Source organism: Anoxybacillus thermarum (assembly GCF_000836725.1).
GTDB lineage: Bacteria > Bacillota > Bacilli > Bacillales > Anoxybacillaceae > Anoxybacillus > Anoxybacillus thermarum.
Window position 1 is genome coordinate 80,357 of the sequence record NZ_JXTH01000003.1, and the last position, 16,733, is coordinate 97,089.

A 16,733-nucleotide genomic window follows, 5' to 3' on the forward strand; every position below is an offset into this window, starting at 1 on the left:
TGACATGTTAGCAGAGCTATCCATTAAAAATTTTGCGATTATTGAATCGCTCTCGCTTTCGTTTGAAAAAGGACTAACGGTTTTAACAGGAGAAACGGGAGCGGGAAAATCGATTATTATTGATGCGATTCATTTATTAATTGGCGGACGAGGTTCCGCAGAGTTTGTTCGATACGGGGAAACAAAAGCGGAAATTGAAGGATTGTTTTTGCTTGAACAAGATGACCATCCGTGTTATAGCAAATGTGCGGAACTCGGCATCGATATAAGCGACGGCATGATTGTGCTTCGACGGGAGCTAACAGTAAACGGAAAAAGCGTTTGCCGGGTCAATGGAAAATTAGTAACGATTGCGACGTTGCGCGAAATTGGTTCAACGCTCGTGGATATTCACGGGCAACATGAGCATCAAGAGCTGCTCGACGAGAGTAAACATTTACACTTATTAGACGAATACGGAGGCGAGCATATTCGTGATGCGTTAGAAGAGTATGGGGCATTGTATGCTACATATGAGCGAGTGAAGCGTCAACTGCAAAAATTAAATGAAAATGAGCAACAAATGGCACATCGACTAGATTTATTAACATTTCAGTTAGATGAAATTCAAAAAGCAGAGTTGCAAATAGATGAAGATGAACGGCTGATGGAAGAACGCCGAAAAATCGTTAACTTCCAAAAAATATATGAGGCGTTACAAAGCAGTTATGAGGCGCTTTATGGGGAGCAACGTGGACTAGATTGGATTGGATTAGCGATGAACCATTTGGACCATGTGAGCGATATCGATGCATCAGTGAAACAAGCTCAAGAAGTCGTATCGAATTGCTATTACTTGTTAGAAGAAGTTGCTCACCAACTACGTGAACAGTTAGATCAGTTAGAATACGATCCGCTTCGACTTGACGAAATTGAAAGTCGCTTAAATGAAATTAATCATTTAAAACGAAAATACGGTCAAACGGTGCGCGACATTTTAGAATATGCCGCAAAAGTAGAAGAGGAAATCGAAACGATTCAGCATCGCGACGATCATATTCACAAATTACAGGCTGAACTTCAATCCATTACGGCTGATTTGCTCATTGAAGCGAAGCATATTAGCAAATTGCGCATGCAATATGCGAAACAACTCATCGATGACATTCATCAAGAGCTAAAAGATTTATACATGGAAAAAACGACGTTTGATGTCGTTTTTCGAAAACGTCAAGGATCGTACGATGATCCGCTACTCGATGGAACACCTGTCAAGTTGCAGGCAAGCGGAATAGATGAAGTTGAGTTTTACATTTCGACAAACCCTGGAGAACCGTTAAAGCCGCTCGCGAAAGTGGCATCGGGTGGGGAATTATCGCGCATGATGCTTGCTTTGAAAAGTATTTTTTCTAAACATCAAGGTGTGACATCCATTATTTTTGATGAAGTAGATACAGGAGTAAGTGGACGCGTCGCTCAAGCCATTGCAGAAAAAATTTATCGCGTCGCACGTCATTCTCAAGTATTATGTATTTCGCACTTGCCGCAAGTTGCAGCGATGGCAGATACGCATTTATTTATCGCAAAAGAAACGATCGACGGACGGACAAAAACAACTGTTGAGGCGTTAAATGAAGAAGAAAAAATTAACGAAATAAGTCGGATGATTTCTGGGGTGGAAATTACAGAACTGACGAAACAGCATGCACGTGAGTTGTTACAATTAGCGGAAAAAATCAAAAATGAAACAGTATGAATACCAACATTGGTATTGTTTTTTTCGTTTTATTCGGTTATATTTCATTCGTTTCAGGCAACATTAAATAGTGTAGGATTCGGTGTGTACGTAGGAACGAGGAGAGTGAAGATTTTGGATTTTGACAAATTAAGAAAAGGAATAGGTGCATTTCTCCTTGTTTCTTTTATCGTTCTAAGTATGGCAACACCATTTCAAAAATATGTAAAAATCCCGAAACAACTTGTATTATTTCAAGGACAAACAGCTCATGTACCTGTATTTGGTTCTGTTCAAACGATAACGACAGGTGCTGTCTCTGTTCAGCAAAAAGAAAAATTAGCGATCAGCGGGGAACATGTCGGAGAAAGCGATGTCATTTTACAGATGGCAGGATTCCCGATTAAGCAAGTAAACGTAAAAGTATTACCGGATTTTAAAGTCGTTCCTGGCGGTCAATCGATTGGTGTGAAATTAAATACAGTTGGAGTTCTTGTCGTCGGCCATCATCTAGTGGAGACGGAACAAGGAAAACAATCCCCCGGTGAAACGGCTGGCATTCAAGTCGGAGACGCCATTACACATATCAATGGAAAAAAAATCGAAAAGATGACAGATGTCTCTCCGTTTATTGAAGAAGCGGGGAAAACAGGCAAACCTTTACGACTCACTGTTGCGCGTGATCGTCATACGTTTGAAACGACCTTGACCCCATTAAAAGATAAACATGATCAAGCGTATCGCATCGGATTATACATTCGCGATTCAGCGGCGGGAATTGGAACGATGACGTTTTTTGATCCGAAATCAAATATATACGGGGCACTCGGACATGTCATTTCTGATATGGATACGAGGAAGCCGATCGTCGTTCGTGATGGAACGATCGTCAAATCGACGGTAACGGCTATTGATAAAGGGAGAAATGGAAGTCCAGGTGAAAAATTAGCGAGATTTTCAAGCGATAAACAAGTGATTGGTGACATTAAAACAAACAGCCCGTTCGGTATTTTCGGTAAGCTTTCACAGCCGATTCAAAACGGTATTTTTGATAAACCGATGCCGATTGCTTTATCGACAGATGTGAAAAAAGGACCGGCAAAAATATTAACCGTCGTCGAACGAGATCGTGTCGAGGCGTTTGATGTTGAAATCGTGAGTGTCACTCCGCAAAAATTTCCTGCGACAAAAGGAATGGTCATTAAAGTGACGGATCCACGTTTGTTAGAAAAAACAGGTGGCATCGTTCAAGGGATGAGTGGGAGCCCGATCATTCAAAACGGAAAACTTGTTGGGGCTGTGACGCATGTATTTGTCAACGATCCGACATCTGGGTACGGTGTGCACATTGAATGGATGTTGCACGAAGCTGGAATTAACATTTATGATAAAAGCGAACAAAAAGCGAGCTAATATTGGCTTGCTTTTTGTTTTTCCACGCAATTTGTCATATTTTATCATGACACGGCGTAAACATGTAGTGTAAAATGAAAGAAAAAACGTGCACATGTGTTTTATGAAAAATATAAATTATTTGACTAATTTTGCAAAGAAAAAAGGATTTTTGTCCATTGCGTCGAATTAAGCACGTATGTGACAAAAGATCATTGCTTTAGGGAGGAAGATTTCGTGAGTACAATAAAAGTTTGCATTGTAGATGATAACCGAGAATTAGTGCATTTGCTTGAAGAATACATTACGAGCCAAGGAGATATGGAAGTCATTGGTGTTGCATATAACGGGCAAGATTGCTTGCAACTGTTGCGCGATCGCGATCCAGATGTTCTCGTTCTCGACATTATTATGCCGCATTTAGACGGTTTAGCTGTGCTAGAAAAGTTGCGCATGATGAAACAACCATTGCCAAACGTCATTATGTTAACGGCGTTTGGACAGGAGGATGTAACGAAAAAAGCGGTTGAGCTCGGCGCTTCTTACTTCATTTTAAAGCCGTTTGACATCGAACATTTAGTGAATCAAATTCGTCAAGTATGTGGCAAGAAACCAGCGGTATTCAAACGACCGCTTCTTTCGGCAATTCGCGACGGCAAGCCAAAAAATTTAGATGCGAGCATTACAAACATCATTCACGAAATTGGTGTCCCAGCCCATATTAAAGGATATTTATATTTACGCGAAGCGATTGCCATGGTGTATAATGACGTCGAGTTGCTCGGATCGATTACAAAAGTTCTTTATCCGGACATTGCGAAAAAATATAATACGACAGCTAGTCGCGTAGAGCGAGCGATTCGTCATGCAATTGAAGTCGCATGGAGCCGTGGTAATTTAGAGTCCATTTCTTCTTTGTTTGGCCATACAGTCAGCATGTCAAAAGCGAAACCGACGAACTCAGAATTTATTGCCATGGTTGCAGATCGGTTAAGACTTGAACATAAAGCAAGTTAAAAAAGGTAGTCGGGCGACTACCTTTTTTGTTGCTCGTTTTTTTCGACTTCAAGCAATTTTTGGACTAATACGTGCTGAGGCATGTGCATAATTTGTTCTAGCGGCACGTTCAATGCTTTAGCAAGCTTTTGCGCTGTTTCTAACGAAATTTGTAACGGTCGCATGAGTTCCACTCCTTTCATATGTTAAGTATAGAACGTTTTTAAAGGTGGGAAAAGGATGACACATATTTTTGCTCATCGCGGTTCAGCTGGGACGCATCCAGAGAATACAATGGCCTCTTTTATAGAAGCAGCACGTGTTCATGCGGACGGGATTGAACTTGATGTACAACTTTCAAAAGACGGTGTTGTTGTCGTCATTCATGATGAAACGGTCAATCGGACGACAGATGGAACAGGATGGGTTGGACAAATGACGTATCGGCAATTACGAAAATTAAACGCCAACTATAAATTTAAACAATACGGGTTTTGTCCGATTCCGTCGTTACAAGAAGTGCTTGAGTGGGCACAACACACGTCGTTGCTTATTAATATTGAATTAAAAAACAATCTTGTACCTTATGAACGACTAGAAGAAAAAACAATTGAACTTGTAGAGCGATATCGTTTAGCACCGCGCGTCATTTTTTCTTCGTTTAACCATGAAAGTATGGCAACATGTCATCAGTTAGCTCCTCATATTGAAACAGCGCTACTATATATGGAAAAATTGCATCAGCCGTGGGATTATGCCCATACTTTACACGCTTTGGCGCTTCATCCGTATCATCGCGCTGTAGATCGACCGTTTGTTGAAGCGGCCCATACCAATCAATTGCTCATTCGTCCTTTTACAATCAATAAAGAAGAACAGATGAAAACGATGTTTCAATATGAAGTCGATGGGATATTTACAGATTTCCCTGAAAAGGCAAAAAACGTGCGCGAAAAAACGCTTCGATCATTGTGAATCGAAGCGTTTCTTTTTTTGAAAGCGTGGCTGTACTTTGTTTCGCTTTCGATCGCGGTGCAAAATAAATCCTGCAATAAAGCTAAGACCAATGATAAAACAAAATAAACCGAGCAAAAATTGAATGACAAGTGAAGGGATTGGTGCGTGTAAAATGCCAAATACGGTATCGCGCATCCATTTAATCCCTAGCGCTGCGATAAATCCTGGAATTAGTAAAATAAGTAGGGCGATCATTCGCTGCATAAAACAAAACCCTTTCCATTCGTTCTGTTTTCATCTCGTTCTGTTTTCATCATAAATGTTTTTGTTTGTTTGTCAAGAAGAGAAAAAAAATGTATGATGAAAGCGTCTGCAAAAAATTGCAAACGAATAGGTGATGGGAATGAAAAAAGTATTAATTGTTGGGGCAGGCAAAGGTGGAAGTGCATTATTAAAAATGTTTCATGAAACGAAATTGATGGATGTCGTGGCGATTGTGGATCGAAACGAAGATGCCCCTGGGATAAAAGCTGCGCGCGAAATGGGGATCCAAACGAGCAAACATTGGCGCGATGTGTTAATAGATGATCTTGACATTATCGTTGAGGTCACAGGAGATGATGAAGTGTTTACTGCGTTGCGCAAAGAAAGTCCGGCGCATACGGTCGTTATTCCCGGGGATATCGCTTATATTATTGCGCAGCTTGTGGAAGAAAAAGAGCAACTCATTGCGACGTTAAAAACAGCAACAACGAAACACGATTTAATTTTTCATTCTACGCATGACGGAATGATCGTCATTGACGAACGTGGTTTTGTCACCCATATGAATCCGAGCGCAGAAAAAATGATTGGAAAAAGAAAAAAAGAAGTCATTGGCACGCATATTTTGCGTGTTATTCCAGCTAGCGGATTGCCGCGTGTATTACAAACGAGAGAAGTTGAGTTGAATCAAGAATTAATATTAGAAAACGGAAAAAAAATGATTACGACACGCATCCCACTTATTGATGAAACCGGAAAATTATTTGGTGCTTTCGCTGTATTTAAAGACATTACAGAAGTTGTCCATCTAGCAGAAGAAGTAACGAATTTAAAAGAAATTCGCACGATGTTAGAAGCGATTATTCACTCTTCAGAAGAAGCGATCTCTGTTGTTGATGAATACGGTAACGGCATTTTAATTAATCCTGCATATACAAAATTAACGGGGTTATCAGAAGAAGAAGTGATCGGAAAACCGGCGACAGCGGACATTTCTGAAGGGGAAAGCATGCATATGAAAGTGTTGAAAACGCGGCGACCGGTCAGAGGAGTGCGCATGAAAGTCGGTCCGAAAAAGCGCGATGTCGTTGTTAATGTTGCGCCAATTATTGTCGACGGCATGTTAAAAGGAAGTGTCGGTGTCATTCATGATGTATCAGAAATTGAACAGTTGACTTCTGAGTTACAACGCGCTCGCCAAATTATTCGTACATTAGAGGCAAAATACTCATTTGATGATATTGTCGGCACATCAGAAGAGATGATGTTAGCGATTGAACAAGCAAAATTAGCGGCGAAAACACCTGCAACGATTTTGCTTCGCGGGGAGTCGGGAACAGGGAAAGAACTGTTTGCTCACGCCATTCATAATGCTAGTGATCGAAAATATCATAAATTTGTTCGTGTAAACTGCGCAGCCATTTCCGAATCGTTACTTGAAAGTGAATTGTTCGGCTACGAGGAAGGGGCGTTCTCAGGCGCAAGGCGCGGAGGGAAAAAAGGATTGTTTGAGGAAGCGAACAACGGAAGTATTTTTTTAGACGAGATTGGCGAATTATCCGCCAATATGCAAGCGAAATTGTTGCGTGTATTACAAGAAAAAGAAATTGTTCGCGTCGGTGGCACGAAGCCTATTCCAATTAATGTGCGCGTCATTGCTGCGACGAATGTTCACTTGGAAAAAGCGATTGCCGATGGGACATTTCGTGAAGACTTATATTATCGGCTCAATCGCATGCCGATTTACATTCCTCCGTTGCGTGCACGAAAGCAAGATATTCCTGCGTTATGTGAACGGCTCATACAAAAACTAAATCAAGATTACGGGCGCAACGTGGAAGGAATTACGGATGATGCCCTTGCTTATTTACTGTCGTACGATTGGCCGGGAAATGTACGTGAACTAGAAAACGTAATAGGACGCGCGATGATTTTTATGAAATATAATGAAGTGATCATTGAACGGAAGCATATTTCATTGTTGCACAAATCGAAAGAGCCAGAACATCTTTCGTCCTCTGAATTGCCTTATGGGCATAAACCGCTAAACGAGCTCGTGGAGCAATACGAAGCGAAAGTGATTGAGAACGTTTTACAAGCGTGCCAAGGAAATAAAACCGCGGCTGCCAAACAACTAGGCATTTCGATTCGAAATTTATACTACAAACTTGAAAAGTATGGACTTGATAAAAAAAGCATGCAATAATGTTCATAGTATGCAAAAAGTTGCAACGAAAAATAAATAAAATAAAGCGTTTTCAATAACAAAAAAGTTGGCATAGTTTTTGCAAGAATAAAAGGTGACGAAAAAACAAAGGGGTTGAGCAGATGAGATGAAGCTACAATCGTTAATCACCAAAGCAACCCAATTTCCTGAAGCAACCATAGCTGTTGCGGCAGCTGAAGACGAAGAGGTGTTAAAAGCAGTCGCACAGGCGTTACAAGCAGGATTCGGGCGATTTATTTTATATGGCGATGAATCCGTTTTATCGCGTCTTGTTCCAGAATATGTTCAAGACGAAAATCGCCATGCCATTCGCATCGTTCATGCTTCGACAAAAGAAGAAGCAGCTCACATGGCCGTCAAAGCGGTACATGGAAAAGCAGCAAGCGTCTTAATGAAAGGGAATGTACCGACAGCAACGATTTTAAAAGCAGTGCTTAATAAAGAATATGGACTTCGCACAGGCCGTGTGTTATCACATGTTGCTTTGTTTGATGTGCCACATTATGAACGGCCGATTCTTGTCACAGATGCCGCGATGAACATTGCGCCTGATTTGCAACAAAAAACAGAAATTATTATAAATGCCGTGCAAGTGGCGAAAGCGATTGGTATTCATACACCGAAAGTTGCGCCGCTCGCCGCTGTTGAAGTTGTGAATCCAGCGATGCCAGCAACGATTGATGCAGCAGCGTTGTCGCTTATGAATCAACGCGGACAGCTAAAAGATTGCATCGTCGATGGCCCGCTCGCTTTAGATAATGCCATTTCCGTTGAATCTGCCCAACATAAAGGCATTGAAAGCTCGGTGGCAGGACATGCTGATATTTTAGTCGTACCGAACATTGAAACGGGAAATGTGCTATATAAGTCACTCGTTTATTTTGCCCGCGCACAAGTCGGAGCGATCATTGCTGGCGCGAAAGCACCAATCGTATTAACATCGCGCGCCGATTCAGCAGAAAGTAAATTGTATTCACTAGCATTAGCCATTTGTGCAACGAACGAATAACAAGGGGGAACGAAAGATGGAAATTTTTAAATATATGGAGCAGTACGACTATGAGCAATTAGTATTTTGCCAAGATAAAGAATCAGGATTGAAAGCGATTATCGCTATCCATGATACAACACTTGGACCAGCATTAGGCGGCACGCGCATGTGGATGTATGAATCAGAAGATGCAGCGATTGAAGATGCGCTTCGTTTAGCGCGTGGGATGACGTATAAAAACGCAGCAGCTGGGTTAAATCTTGGCGGTGGAAAAGCGGTCATCATTGGGGATCCACGGAAAGATAAAAACGAAGCGATGTTCCGTGCGTTCGGTCGCTTCATTCAAGGATTAAACGGTCGCTACATTACAGCGGAGGACGTTGGTACGACAGTTGCTGATATGGATATTATTTACGAGGAAACAGACTATGTGACAGGGATTTCACCAGCATTCGGTTCGTCTGGAAACCCTTCTCCGGTTACTGCGTACGGCGTTTATCGCGGAATGAAAGCAGCAGCGAAAGAGGCTTTCGGTAGCGATTCACTTGAAGGAAAAGTGATCGCGGTACAAGGAGTCGGTAATGTCGCTTACAATTTATGCCGTCATCTTCATGAAGAAGGGGCGAAGCTTATCGTTACAGACATTAATAAAGAAGCGGTGCAACGCGTTGTTGAAGAGTTTGGCGCACAAGCCGTTGACCCGAACGATATTTACAGCGTAGACTGCGACATTTTCGCTCCATGTGCCCTTGGCGGTGTAATTAACGATCAAACGATTCCTCAATTAAAAGCGAAAGTCATTGCAGGTGCTGCGAACAACCAATTGCGTGAAGCAAGACATGGCGACATCATTCATGAAATGGGTATCGTTTATGCGCCAGACTATGTGATTAACGCGGGCGGTGTCATTAACGTAGCGGATGAACTATACGGATATAACCGCGAACGTGCGATGAAAAAAGTTGAACAAATTTATAACAATATCGAAAAAGTGATCGAAATTGCGAAACGTGACGGCATTCCGACATACCAAGCAGCAGACCGTTTAGCTGAAGAGCGCATTGCAAAAATGCGTCAATCACGCAGCCAATTTTTACAAAACGGTCAACACATTTTAAGCCGTCGCCGCACACGTTAAACATAACAAAGCGAGGACGTTCGTTCTCGCTTTGTCGATGATAAAAAATGGAGGGGCAAACATTGCAGGAACATTCATTTCGCATCTTAGTCATTAATCCGGGATCGACGTCAACAAAAATTGGCGTTTTTCATAATGAACGCTCCATTTTTGAGAAAACGATTCGTCATGATACAGAGGCGTTACGAGCGTATAAAAAAATTATTGACCAATATGAATTTCGTAAACAAACGATTTTAGAAACGCTTGATCATGAAGGGATAAATATTTCAAAGCTCGATGCAGTATGCGGGCGCGGAGGCTTACTTCGTCCGATCGAAGGCGGCACGTATGCTGTCAATGAGGTGATGTTACAAGATTTAAGGCGTGGATACTCTGGTCAGCACGCGTCAAATCTCGGGGGCATTTTAGCTCATGAGATTGCTTCTGCATTAAATATCCCAGCATTTATTGTCGACCCAGTCGTTGTAGACGAACTCGATCCGATCGCTCGCATTTCCGGTTTTTCGTTAATCGAGCGTCGCAGCATTTTTCATGCATTAAATCAAAAAGCGGTCGCTCGTCGCGTCGCTAAACAGATGGGAAAAGCGTATGAAGAAGTCAATTTCATCGTCGCACATATGGGCGGTGGAATTACCGTTGGCGCGCATAAATGTGGACGCGTCATCGATGTCAATAACGGATTAGACGGGGAAGGTCCGTTTAGCCCAGAACGTGCTGGGACTGTTCCAGCTGGCGATCTTGTCTCCCTTTGTTTCTCTGGTGAGTATTATCGCGAAGAAGTGATGCGCATGCTCGTTGGAGGAGGAGGTCTTGTTGGATATTTAGGGACGAATGATGCGGTGAAAGTTGAAAAAATGATTGAAAATGGCGATGAAAAAGCGAAACTCGTTTATAGCGCAATGGCATACCAAGTAGCGAAAGAAATTGGAGCTGCAAGTGCAGTGTTAGCCGGGAAAGTGGACGCCATCATTTTAACGGGTGGTTTAGCATACGGAAAACAGTTTGTGAAAGAAATTGCTGATCGGGTACAATGGATTGCCGATGTCATTGTGCAACCAGGGGAAAATGAATTGCAGGCACTTGCTGAAGGGGCACTTCGCGTGTTGCGTGGAGAAGAAGAAGCGAAACAATATCCACGAGCGGTCAAAACAACAGTTTAAGGGGATGAAACGATGGCTAAAGAGTACGATGTCGTGATACTTGGCGGCGGAACGGGCGGATATGTTGCCGCCATTCGTGCAGCCCAACTCGGTTTAAAAACAGCGGTTGTTGAAAAAGGAAAGCTTGGGGGAACGTGTTTGCATGCAGGATGTATCCCGAGCAAAGCGTTATTGCGCAGCGCAGAAGTGTATGCTCAAACGAAACAAAGCGAAACGTTTGGCGTGTTTGCTAGGGAAGTGCGTTTAGATTTCGCTCAAGTACAAGCGCGCAAACAAGCGATCATTGATCAACTGCATAAAGGGATCCACATGTTAATGAAAAAAGGAAAAATTGATGTATATGAAGGAACAGGACGCATTTTAGGACCTTCCATTTTTTCACCGATGGCTGGAACGATATCCGTTGAGATGAATGATGGAACGGAAAATGAAATGCTCGTACCAAAATATGTCGTGATTGCAACAGGATCTCGTCCACGCACGCTACCGGGGCTAACCATTGATGGACAATTCGTTATGACGTCAGATGAAGCGTTGCGCATGGAAACGTTGCCAACTTCCATTATCATCGTCGGTGGCGGAGTCATTGGAATTGAATGGGCATCGATGTTAAACGACTTTGGTGTAAATGTCACGGTCGTTGAATATGCCGACCGCATTTTGCCGACGGAAGATCGCGACATATCAAAAGAAATCGAAAAAATATTAAAACAACGTGGTGTACGCATCGTTACAAAGGCGAAGGTATTGCCTGACACGCTCGTTGTTGAGAACGGTGTACGCATTCAAGCAGAGATCAATGGACAAAACGAAACGTTTACAGCTGAAAAAATGCTCGTTTCCGTCGGACGTCAAGCAAACGTTGAAGCAATCGGATTGGAAAACACCGATATTGTTATTGAAAAAGGATTTATTCAAACAAACGAGTATTATCAAACGAAAGAAAAACATATTTATGCGATTGGTGATGTGATCGGTGGTTTGCAACTTGCCCATGTCGCTTCGCATGAAGGAATTATCGCGGTGGAACATCTTGCTGGACATACTGTTCATCCACTTGATTATACGATGGTGCCAAAATGCATTTACAGTCGTCCTGAAGCGGCAAGCGTTGGTTTGACAGAAGAAGAAGCAAAAACAAAAGGATACGACGTGAAAGTCGGCAAATTTCCGTTTAAAGCGATCGGCAAAGCGCTTGTGTATGGGGAAGCTGAAGGATTTGTCAAAATCGTCGCCGATGCAAAAACAGATGATGTACTCGGTGTGCATATGGTTGGCCCGCATGTAACGGATATGATTTCTGAAGCTGGATTAGCGCGTGTGCTCAATGCAACACCTTGGGAAATTGCCCACACGATTCATCCGCATCCGACGCTGTCAGAAGCGATGGTGGAAGCGGCGCTTGCCGTTGACGGAAAAGCGATTCATTTTTAAAGGAGGAATGAATGATGGCGGAAAATCGTCATAAACAACTCGGTTTAAGCGATGAAACCGTTTTACAAATGTATGAAACGATGGTGTTAGCGCGTAAAATTGACGAGCGGATGTGGTTGTTAAACCGCGCAGGTAAAATTCCATTCGTTATCTCTTGCCAAGGACAAGAAGCGGCGCAAGTAGGAGCGGCATTCGCTTTAGATCGCACGAAAGACTACGTCTTGCCGTATTATCGTGACATGGGTGTTGTATTAACGTTCGGTATGACACCGACAGAATTGATGCTTTCAGCATTTGCGAAAGCGGAAGATCCAAACTCTGGCGGTCGCCAAATGCCAGGGCATTTCGGGAAAAAGAAAAACCGAATCGTCACAGGTTCTTCCCCTGTTACAACACAAGTGCCGCATGCGGTTGGCATTGCGTTAGCAGCAAAAATGGAGAAAAAAGATTTCGTATCGTTCGTTACATTTGGAGAAGGGTCTTCGAACCAAGGTGACTTCCACGAAGGAGCAAACTTTGCAGGCGTTCATAAGCTTCCGGTCATCTTTATGTGCGAAAACAATAAATATGCCATCTCTGTTCCGATTGAAAAACAATTAGCATGCGAAAAAGTGTCAGACCGTGCGATCGGCTATGGCATGCCAGGATATACAGTAGACGGTACAGATCCGCTTGAAGTATATCGCGTCGTAAAAGAAGCAGCTGATCGTGCGCGCCGTGGTGAAGGGCCAACATTAATTGAAACGGTTGCTTATCGTTTAACAGCGCATTCATCAGACGATGACGATCGTGCATATCGTACGCCAGAAGAAATTGCAGAAGCAAAATCAAAAGATCCAATTTATTTATTTGCGAACTACTTAAAAGAAGTAGGCGTATTAACGGATGAACTGGAAAAAGAAATTGTTGATCGCGTGATGAAGCAAGTGAACGAAGCGACAGACTACGCCGAAAAAGCACCGTATGCACAACCAGAACATGCGTTGAAATACGTGTACGCAGAGGAGGAATAAACATGCCTGTCATTTCATATATCGATGCCGTTACGATGGCCATTCGCGAAGAAATGGAACGTGACCCGCGCGTATTTGTGCTTGGGGAAGATGTCGGAAAAAAAGGGGGCGTATTTAAAGCGACGCAAGGGCTTTATGATCAATTTGGGGAAGAGCGAGTCATTGATACGCCGTTAGCGGAATCTGCGATCGTTGGTGTCGGGATCGGTGCAGCGATGTACGGATTACGCCCAATTGCTGAAATTCAATTTGCGGATTTTATTATGCCTGCTGTCAACCAAATCATTTCTGAAGCGGCGCGCATTCGTTATCGTTCGAATAACGATTGGAATTGTCCGATTGTCATTCGTGCTCCATACGGTGGCGGTGTTCACGGGGCGTTATATCATTCTCAATCTGTTGAAGCAATTTTTGCAAATCAGCCGGGATTAAAAATTGTCATGCCTTCTACACCGTACGATGTGAAAGGATTATTAAAGGCAGCGATTCGTGATGAAGATCCGGTGCTGTTTTTTGAGCATAAGCGCGCATATCGTCTCATTAAAGGAGAAGTTCCAACAGACGACTACGTGCTTCCGATCGGTAAAGCAGATGTCAAACGTGAAGGAGAAGACATTACAGTTATTACGTACGGCTTATGCGTTCATTTTGCTTTGCAAGCTGCTGAAAAATTGGCGCAAGAAGGCATTTCCGCTCACATTTTAGATTTGCGTACTGTCTATCCGCTCGATAAAGAAGCGATTATTGAAGCAGCAAGCAAAACAGGAAAAGTATTGCTTGTGACAGAGGACAATAAAGAAGGAAGCGTCATGAGCGAAGTAGCGGCGATTATTGCAGAACATTGCTTATTCGATTTAGACGCACCAATTATGCGACTAGCTGGTCCAGACGTTCCAGCTATGCCATATGCGCCAACGATGGAAAAATTCTTTATGGTCAACCCAGATAAAGTCGAAAAGGCGATGCGCGAATTGGCGCAGTTTTAAGGAGGAGTCACGATGGCGATTGAGAAAATTACGATGCCACAGCTTGGGGAAAGTGTAACGGAAGGAACGATTAGTCAATGGCTTGTATCTGTTGGCACTCGTGTCAACAAATACGATCCGCTTGCCGAAGTGATGACAGATAAAGTGAATGCGGAAATTCCATCTTCATTTGCTGGTGTCATTAAAGAAATTATCGCAAAAGAAGGGGAAACGTTGCCAGTTGGCGCCGTCATTTGTACGATTGAAGTCGAAGGAGAAGGCATAGAAACGGCGGAAACGAAACAAGAAGAAGCACCGAAAGCGGAAGCTCCGGCAGCGCCAGCACAAGCAGCAGCGCCGAAAAAACCGGCGGGAGAAAAAGGCCGCTATTCCCCAGCCGTTCTTCGCCTTGCCCAAGAGCACAACATCGACCTTGAACAAGTACAAGGAACAGGTATGGGCGGACGCATTACGCGCAAAGACTTGTTGAAATTGATCGAATCCGGCAACACTCCGACGCCAAGTCAAACGCCAACAGCTGCGGTTCAAGAGTCTGTGCAGTCGGTGCAAGAAGCGTCAAAAGCGGAAGCTTCAGTTGCGGCAGCACCAAAACAAGCCGCTGCGCCTAACGTACCTGTTCAACTAGGCGATATTGAAATTCCAGTGACACCAGTTCGAAAAGCAATTGCGACAAACATGCTGCGCAGCAAACATGAAGCACCGCACGCATGGACGATGGTTGAAGTCGATGTAACAAACTTAGTCGCTTATCGCGATTCGATTAAAGACGAATTTAAAAAGCGCGAAGGCTTTAACTTAACGTATTTTGCGTTTTTTGTAAAAGCGGTGGCTCAAGCGTTAAAAGAATTCCCACAAATGAACTCGATGTGGGCAGGAGATAAAATTGTTCAAAAGAAAGATATTAACATTTCAATTGCCGTAGCAACAGATGACGCCTTATTCGTTCCAGTCATTAAACATGCTGATGAAAAATCGATTAAAGGCATTGCGCGTGAAATCGCTGAATTAGCAGCGAAAGTGCGCGCAGGTAAGCTCCGTCCGGAAGATATGCAAGGGGGCACATTTACAGTCAATAACACAGGTTCGTTCGGTTCGGTGCAATCGATGGGAATCATTAACTACCCGCAAGCAGCGATTTTGCAAGTTGAATCGATCGTGAAACGCCCGGTTGTAAAAGACGGCATGATTGCGGTTCGCGATATGGTTAACCTTTGCTTATCGCTAGATCATCGCGTGCTCGATGGTTTAATTTGCGGTCGCTTTTTAGCGCGTGTCAAAGAAATTTTAGAGCATGTCACAAAAGAAAACACACCAATTTACTAATGATGAGGAGGAGGGTAACGAATAGTTATCCTCTTCTTCTTATATCAATGATTTCTCTTTTCTTCCTTTCAACGATGTACTACAATAAAAAATGTAACGAATATTTTCAAAAATAAGAAAAGAAAGCGTTTTAACAACAAAGGGGGATGGGGTGCCACAATGAAACAAATATCGTTTCCGATTCCAAGCTACGACGAATGGAAACAAGAAGTTGAGAAATCGCTAAAAGGAAAACCGTTTGATCGGTTATATACCAAAACATACGAGCAAATTCAATTAAAACCGATTTATACACGCGCTGATTTAGAGGGGTTACCTATTGAACAATATCCGGGTTTTCCTTCATATGTGCGCGGAACAGAAGTAGAAGGATATATAAAAAAAGCGTGGGAAGTCAGTCAACAGTGCGCAGCTTCGACACCTGAACGATGGAATGAGCTGATGAAACATCAACTTGAACGTGGACAGACAGAAATTCATGTCGTATTGCCGAAGCTAAAATTTGTTGTTCAAACGATAGAACAAATAGAAACGATGTTTTCAAACATTTCTCTAGAAAATTACTCGCTTCGCATCGATACAGGGGCATGTGCATTTCCGTTTCTTCCGCTTTTTGTCGCATATATTGAGGAAAGTGGACAGCCGCTTAGTCGCATGCGCGGGACGATCGGAATGGATCCACTTCATTCACTGACGATCACAGGGCAGCTTCCTATGTCGCTCTCTACTTTATACGATGTCATGGCTGATGTGACGACATGGGCGAAAACAAATATGCCACATGTGAAAACAATCCTTGTTCATGCCGATCCGTATCATAATGGGGGAGGCAATGCGATTGTGTGAGTAAAATATTTGTGGGTGACATTCAGGAATGATTCCCCGACGAGGGTTGCGAACTTTTGTTCGCGACGCTCGTCGGGGCCACCAAGCGAAGCGCGGTAGAAAAAAGCAAATGTCATGCAAAAAGGACTCTCTCCCTGCTATGATGGTGATGACCAACATCAATAAAACAGGAGGGAGAGAGTCCATGAAACATTTTACCACAGAATGGCCTTTATTAAAAGAGCTGGAGGAACAATTAGTCAGAACTCTTCAAAAGGTGTTCGCTGTCTTGTTGGCGGCCCTTTTGGAG

15 protein-coding genes are annotated in these 16,733 nt (G+C 43.1%); 13 read left to right on the forward strand and 2 right to left on the reverse strand.

The features are described from left to right. Positions 1-4: 4 nt before the first annotated feature. The 3 genes from recN to spo0A all read left to right on the forward strand — a co-directional run bounded on the left by recN (position 5) and on the right by spo0A (position 4,123). Positions 5-1,735 (forward strand): DNA repair protein RecN, encoded by a 1,731-nt coding sequence (gene recN / locus LH47_RS01485; protein ID WP_043964102.1) that lies wholly within the window; start codon positions 5-7, stop codon positions 1,733-1,735. Positions 1,736-1,849: 114 nt separating this feature from the next. After that, positions 1,850-3,127: a SpoIVB peptidase gene (gene spoIVB / locus LH47_RS01490; RefSeq protein WP_043964104.1), complete on the forward strand. Its 1,278-nt coding sequence runs from the start codon at positions 1,850-1,852 to the stop codon at positions 3,125-3,127. 216 nt (positions 3,128-3,343) lie between these two features. Next, complete coding sequence (spo0A, locus tag LH47_RS01495) at positions 3,344-4,123, forward strand: sporulation transcription factor Spo0A (RefSeq protein WP_043964106.1); 780 nt, start codon at positions 3,344-3,346, stop codon at positions 4,121-4,123. Between the two features lie 17 nt (positions 4,124-4,140). Here spo0A and LH47_RS14970 read toward each other — a convergent pair whose 3' ends face one another. Continuing rightward, complete coding sequence (locus LH47_RS14970; RefSeq protein ID WP_084221224.1) at positions 4,141-4,287, reverse strand: YycC family protein; 147 nt, start codon at positions 4,285-4,287, stop codon at positions 4,141-4,143. A 55-nt stretch (positions 4,288-4,342) separates the two neighbouring features. Here LH47_RS14970 and LH47_RS01500 point away from each other — a divergent pair, with 55 nt between their 5' ends. Beyond that, positions 4,343-5,077, forward strand: a complete 735-nt coding sequence (locus tag LH47_RS01500) for a glycerophosphodiester phosphodiesterase (RefSeq protein WP_043964107.1) — start codon at positions 4,343-4,345, stop codon at positions 5,075-5,077. Here the strand turns inward: LH47_RS01500 and LH47_RS01505 are convergent. Then, on the reverse strand, positions 5,069-5,323 hold the full coding sequence (locus LH47_RS01505; RefSeq protein WP_021095261.1) for a DUF2627 domain-containing protein: 255 nt from the start codon (positions 5,321-5,323) through the stop codon (positions 5,069-5,071). The two genes, LH47_RS01500 and LH47_RS01505, sit on opposite strands and share 9 nt — an antisense overlap. 139 nt (positions 5,324-5,462) lie before the next feature. Between LH47_RS01505 and LH47_RS01510 the strand changes: the two genes are divergently transcribed. The 9 genes from LH47_RS01510 to LH47_RS01550 all read left to right on the forward strand — a co-directional run bounded on the left by LH47_RS01510 (position 5,463) and on the right by LH47_RS01550 (position 16,444). Further along, entirely contained in the window at positions 5,463-7,529 is a 2,067-nt protein-coding gene (locus LH47_RS01510; protein WP_043964109.1) for a sigma 54-interacting transcriptional regulator, read from the forward strand. A 127-nt stretch (positions 7,530-7,656) separates the two neighbouring features. Next, positions 7,657-8,559: a phosphate butyryltransferase gene (yqiS, locus tag LH47_RS01515; RefSeq protein WP_043964111.1), complete on the forward strand. Its 903-nt coding sequence runs from the start codon at positions 7,657-7,659 to the stop codon at positions 8,557-8,559. Between the two features lie 16 nt (positions 8,560-8,575). Further along, complete coding sequence (bcd, locus tag LH47_RS01520; protein ID WP_009373861.1) at positions 8,576-9,679, forward strand: branched-chain amino acid dehydrogenase; 1,104 nt, start codon at positions 8,576-8,578, stop codon at positions 9,677-9,679. 62 nt (positions 9,680-9,741) lie between these two features. Beyond that, positions 9,742-10,842, forward strand: coding sequence for a butyrate kinase (buk, locus tag LH47_RS01525; protein ID WP_043964113.1), 1,101 nt, complete (start codon positions 9,742-9,744; stop codon positions 10,840-10,842). A gap of 12 nt (positions 10,843-10,854) precedes the next feature. Next, positions 10,855-12,276 (forward strand): dihydrolipoyl dehydrogenase, encoded by a 1,422-nt coding sequence (lpdA, locus tag LH47_RS01530; RefSeq protein WP_043964115.1) that lies wholly within the window; start codon positions 10,855-10,857, stop codon positions 12,274-12,276. A gap of 14 nt (positions 12,277-12,290) precedes the next feature. Beyond that, on the forward strand, positions 12,291-13,289 hold the full coding sequence (locus LH47_RS01535) for a thiamine pyrophosphate-dependent dehydrogenase E1 component subunit alpha (protein ID WP_009373856.1): 999 nt from the start codon (positions 12,291-12,293) through the stop codon (positions 13,287-13,289). A gap of 2 nt (positions 13,290-13,291) precedes the next feature. Then, on the forward strand, positions 13,292-14,275 hold the full coding sequence (locus LH47_RS01540; RefSeq protein WP_003394199.1) for an alpha-ketoacid dehydrogenase subunit beta: 984 nt from the start codon (positions 13,292-13,294) through the stop codon (positions 14,273-14,275). A 12-nt stretch (positions 14,276-14,287) separates the two neighbouring features. Beyond that, a complete protein-coding gene (locus tag LH47_RS01545) occupies positions 14,288-15,598 on the forward strand; it encodes a dihydrolipoamide acetyltransferase family protein (protein ID WP_043964118.1) in 1,311 nt (436 codons plus the stop codon). 159 nt (positions 15,599-15,757) lie between these two features. Further along, complete coding sequence (locus tag LH47_RS01550; protein ID WP_043964130.1) at positions 15,758-16,444, forward strand: methylmalonyl-CoA mutase family protein; 687 nt, start codon at positions 15,758-15,760, stop codon at positions 16,442-16,444. Positions 16,445-16,733: the final 289 nt, after the last annotated feature.

Coding starts and splice junctions, on each gene's coding strand:
- bcd (WP_009373861.1), top strand. CDS start 8,576: ATGGAAATTTTTAAATATATGGAGCAGTACGACTATGAGCAATTAGTA.
- LH47_RS14970 (WP_084221224.1), bottom strand. CDS start 4,287: ATGCGACCGTTACAAATTTCGTTAGAAACAGCGCAAAAGCTTGCTAAA.
- LH47_RS01550 (WP_043964130.1), top strand. CDS start 15,758: ATGAAACAAATATCGTTTCCGATTCCAAGCTACGACGAATGGAAACAA.
- LH47_RS01505 (WP_021095261.1), bottom strand. CDS start 5,323: ATGCAGCGAATGATCGCCCTACTTATTTTACTAATTCCAGGATTTATC.
- LH47_RS01510 (WP_043964109.1), top strand. CDS start 5,463: ATGAAAAAAGTATTAATTGTTGGGGCAGGCAAAGGTGGAAGTGCATTA.
- recN (WP_043964102.1), top strand. CDS start 5: ATGTTAGCAGAGCTATCCATTAAAAATTTTGCGATTATTGAATCGCTC.
- LH47_RS01540 (WP_003394199.1), top strand. CDS start 13,292: ATGCCTGTCATTTCATATATCGATGCCGTTACGATGGCCATTCGCGAA.
- yqiS (WP_043964111.1), top strand. CDS start 7,657: ATGAAGCTACAATCGTTAATCACCAAAGCAACCCAATTTCCTGAAGCA.
- LH47_RS01535 (WP_009373856.1), top strand. CDS start 12,291: ATGGCGGAAAATCGTCATAAACAACTCGGTTTAAGCGATGAAACCGTT.
- lpdA (WP_043964115.1), top strand. CDS start 10,855: ATGGCTAAAGAGTACGATGTCGTGATACTTGGCGGCGGAACGGGCGGA.
- LH47_RS01545 (WP_043964118.1), top strand. CDS start 14,288: ATGGCGATTGAGAAAATTACGATGCCACAGCTTGGGGAAAGTGTAACG.
- LH47_RS01500 (WP_043964107.1), top strand. CDS start 4,343: ATGACACATATTTTTGCTCATCGCGGTTCAGCTGGGACGCATCCAGAG.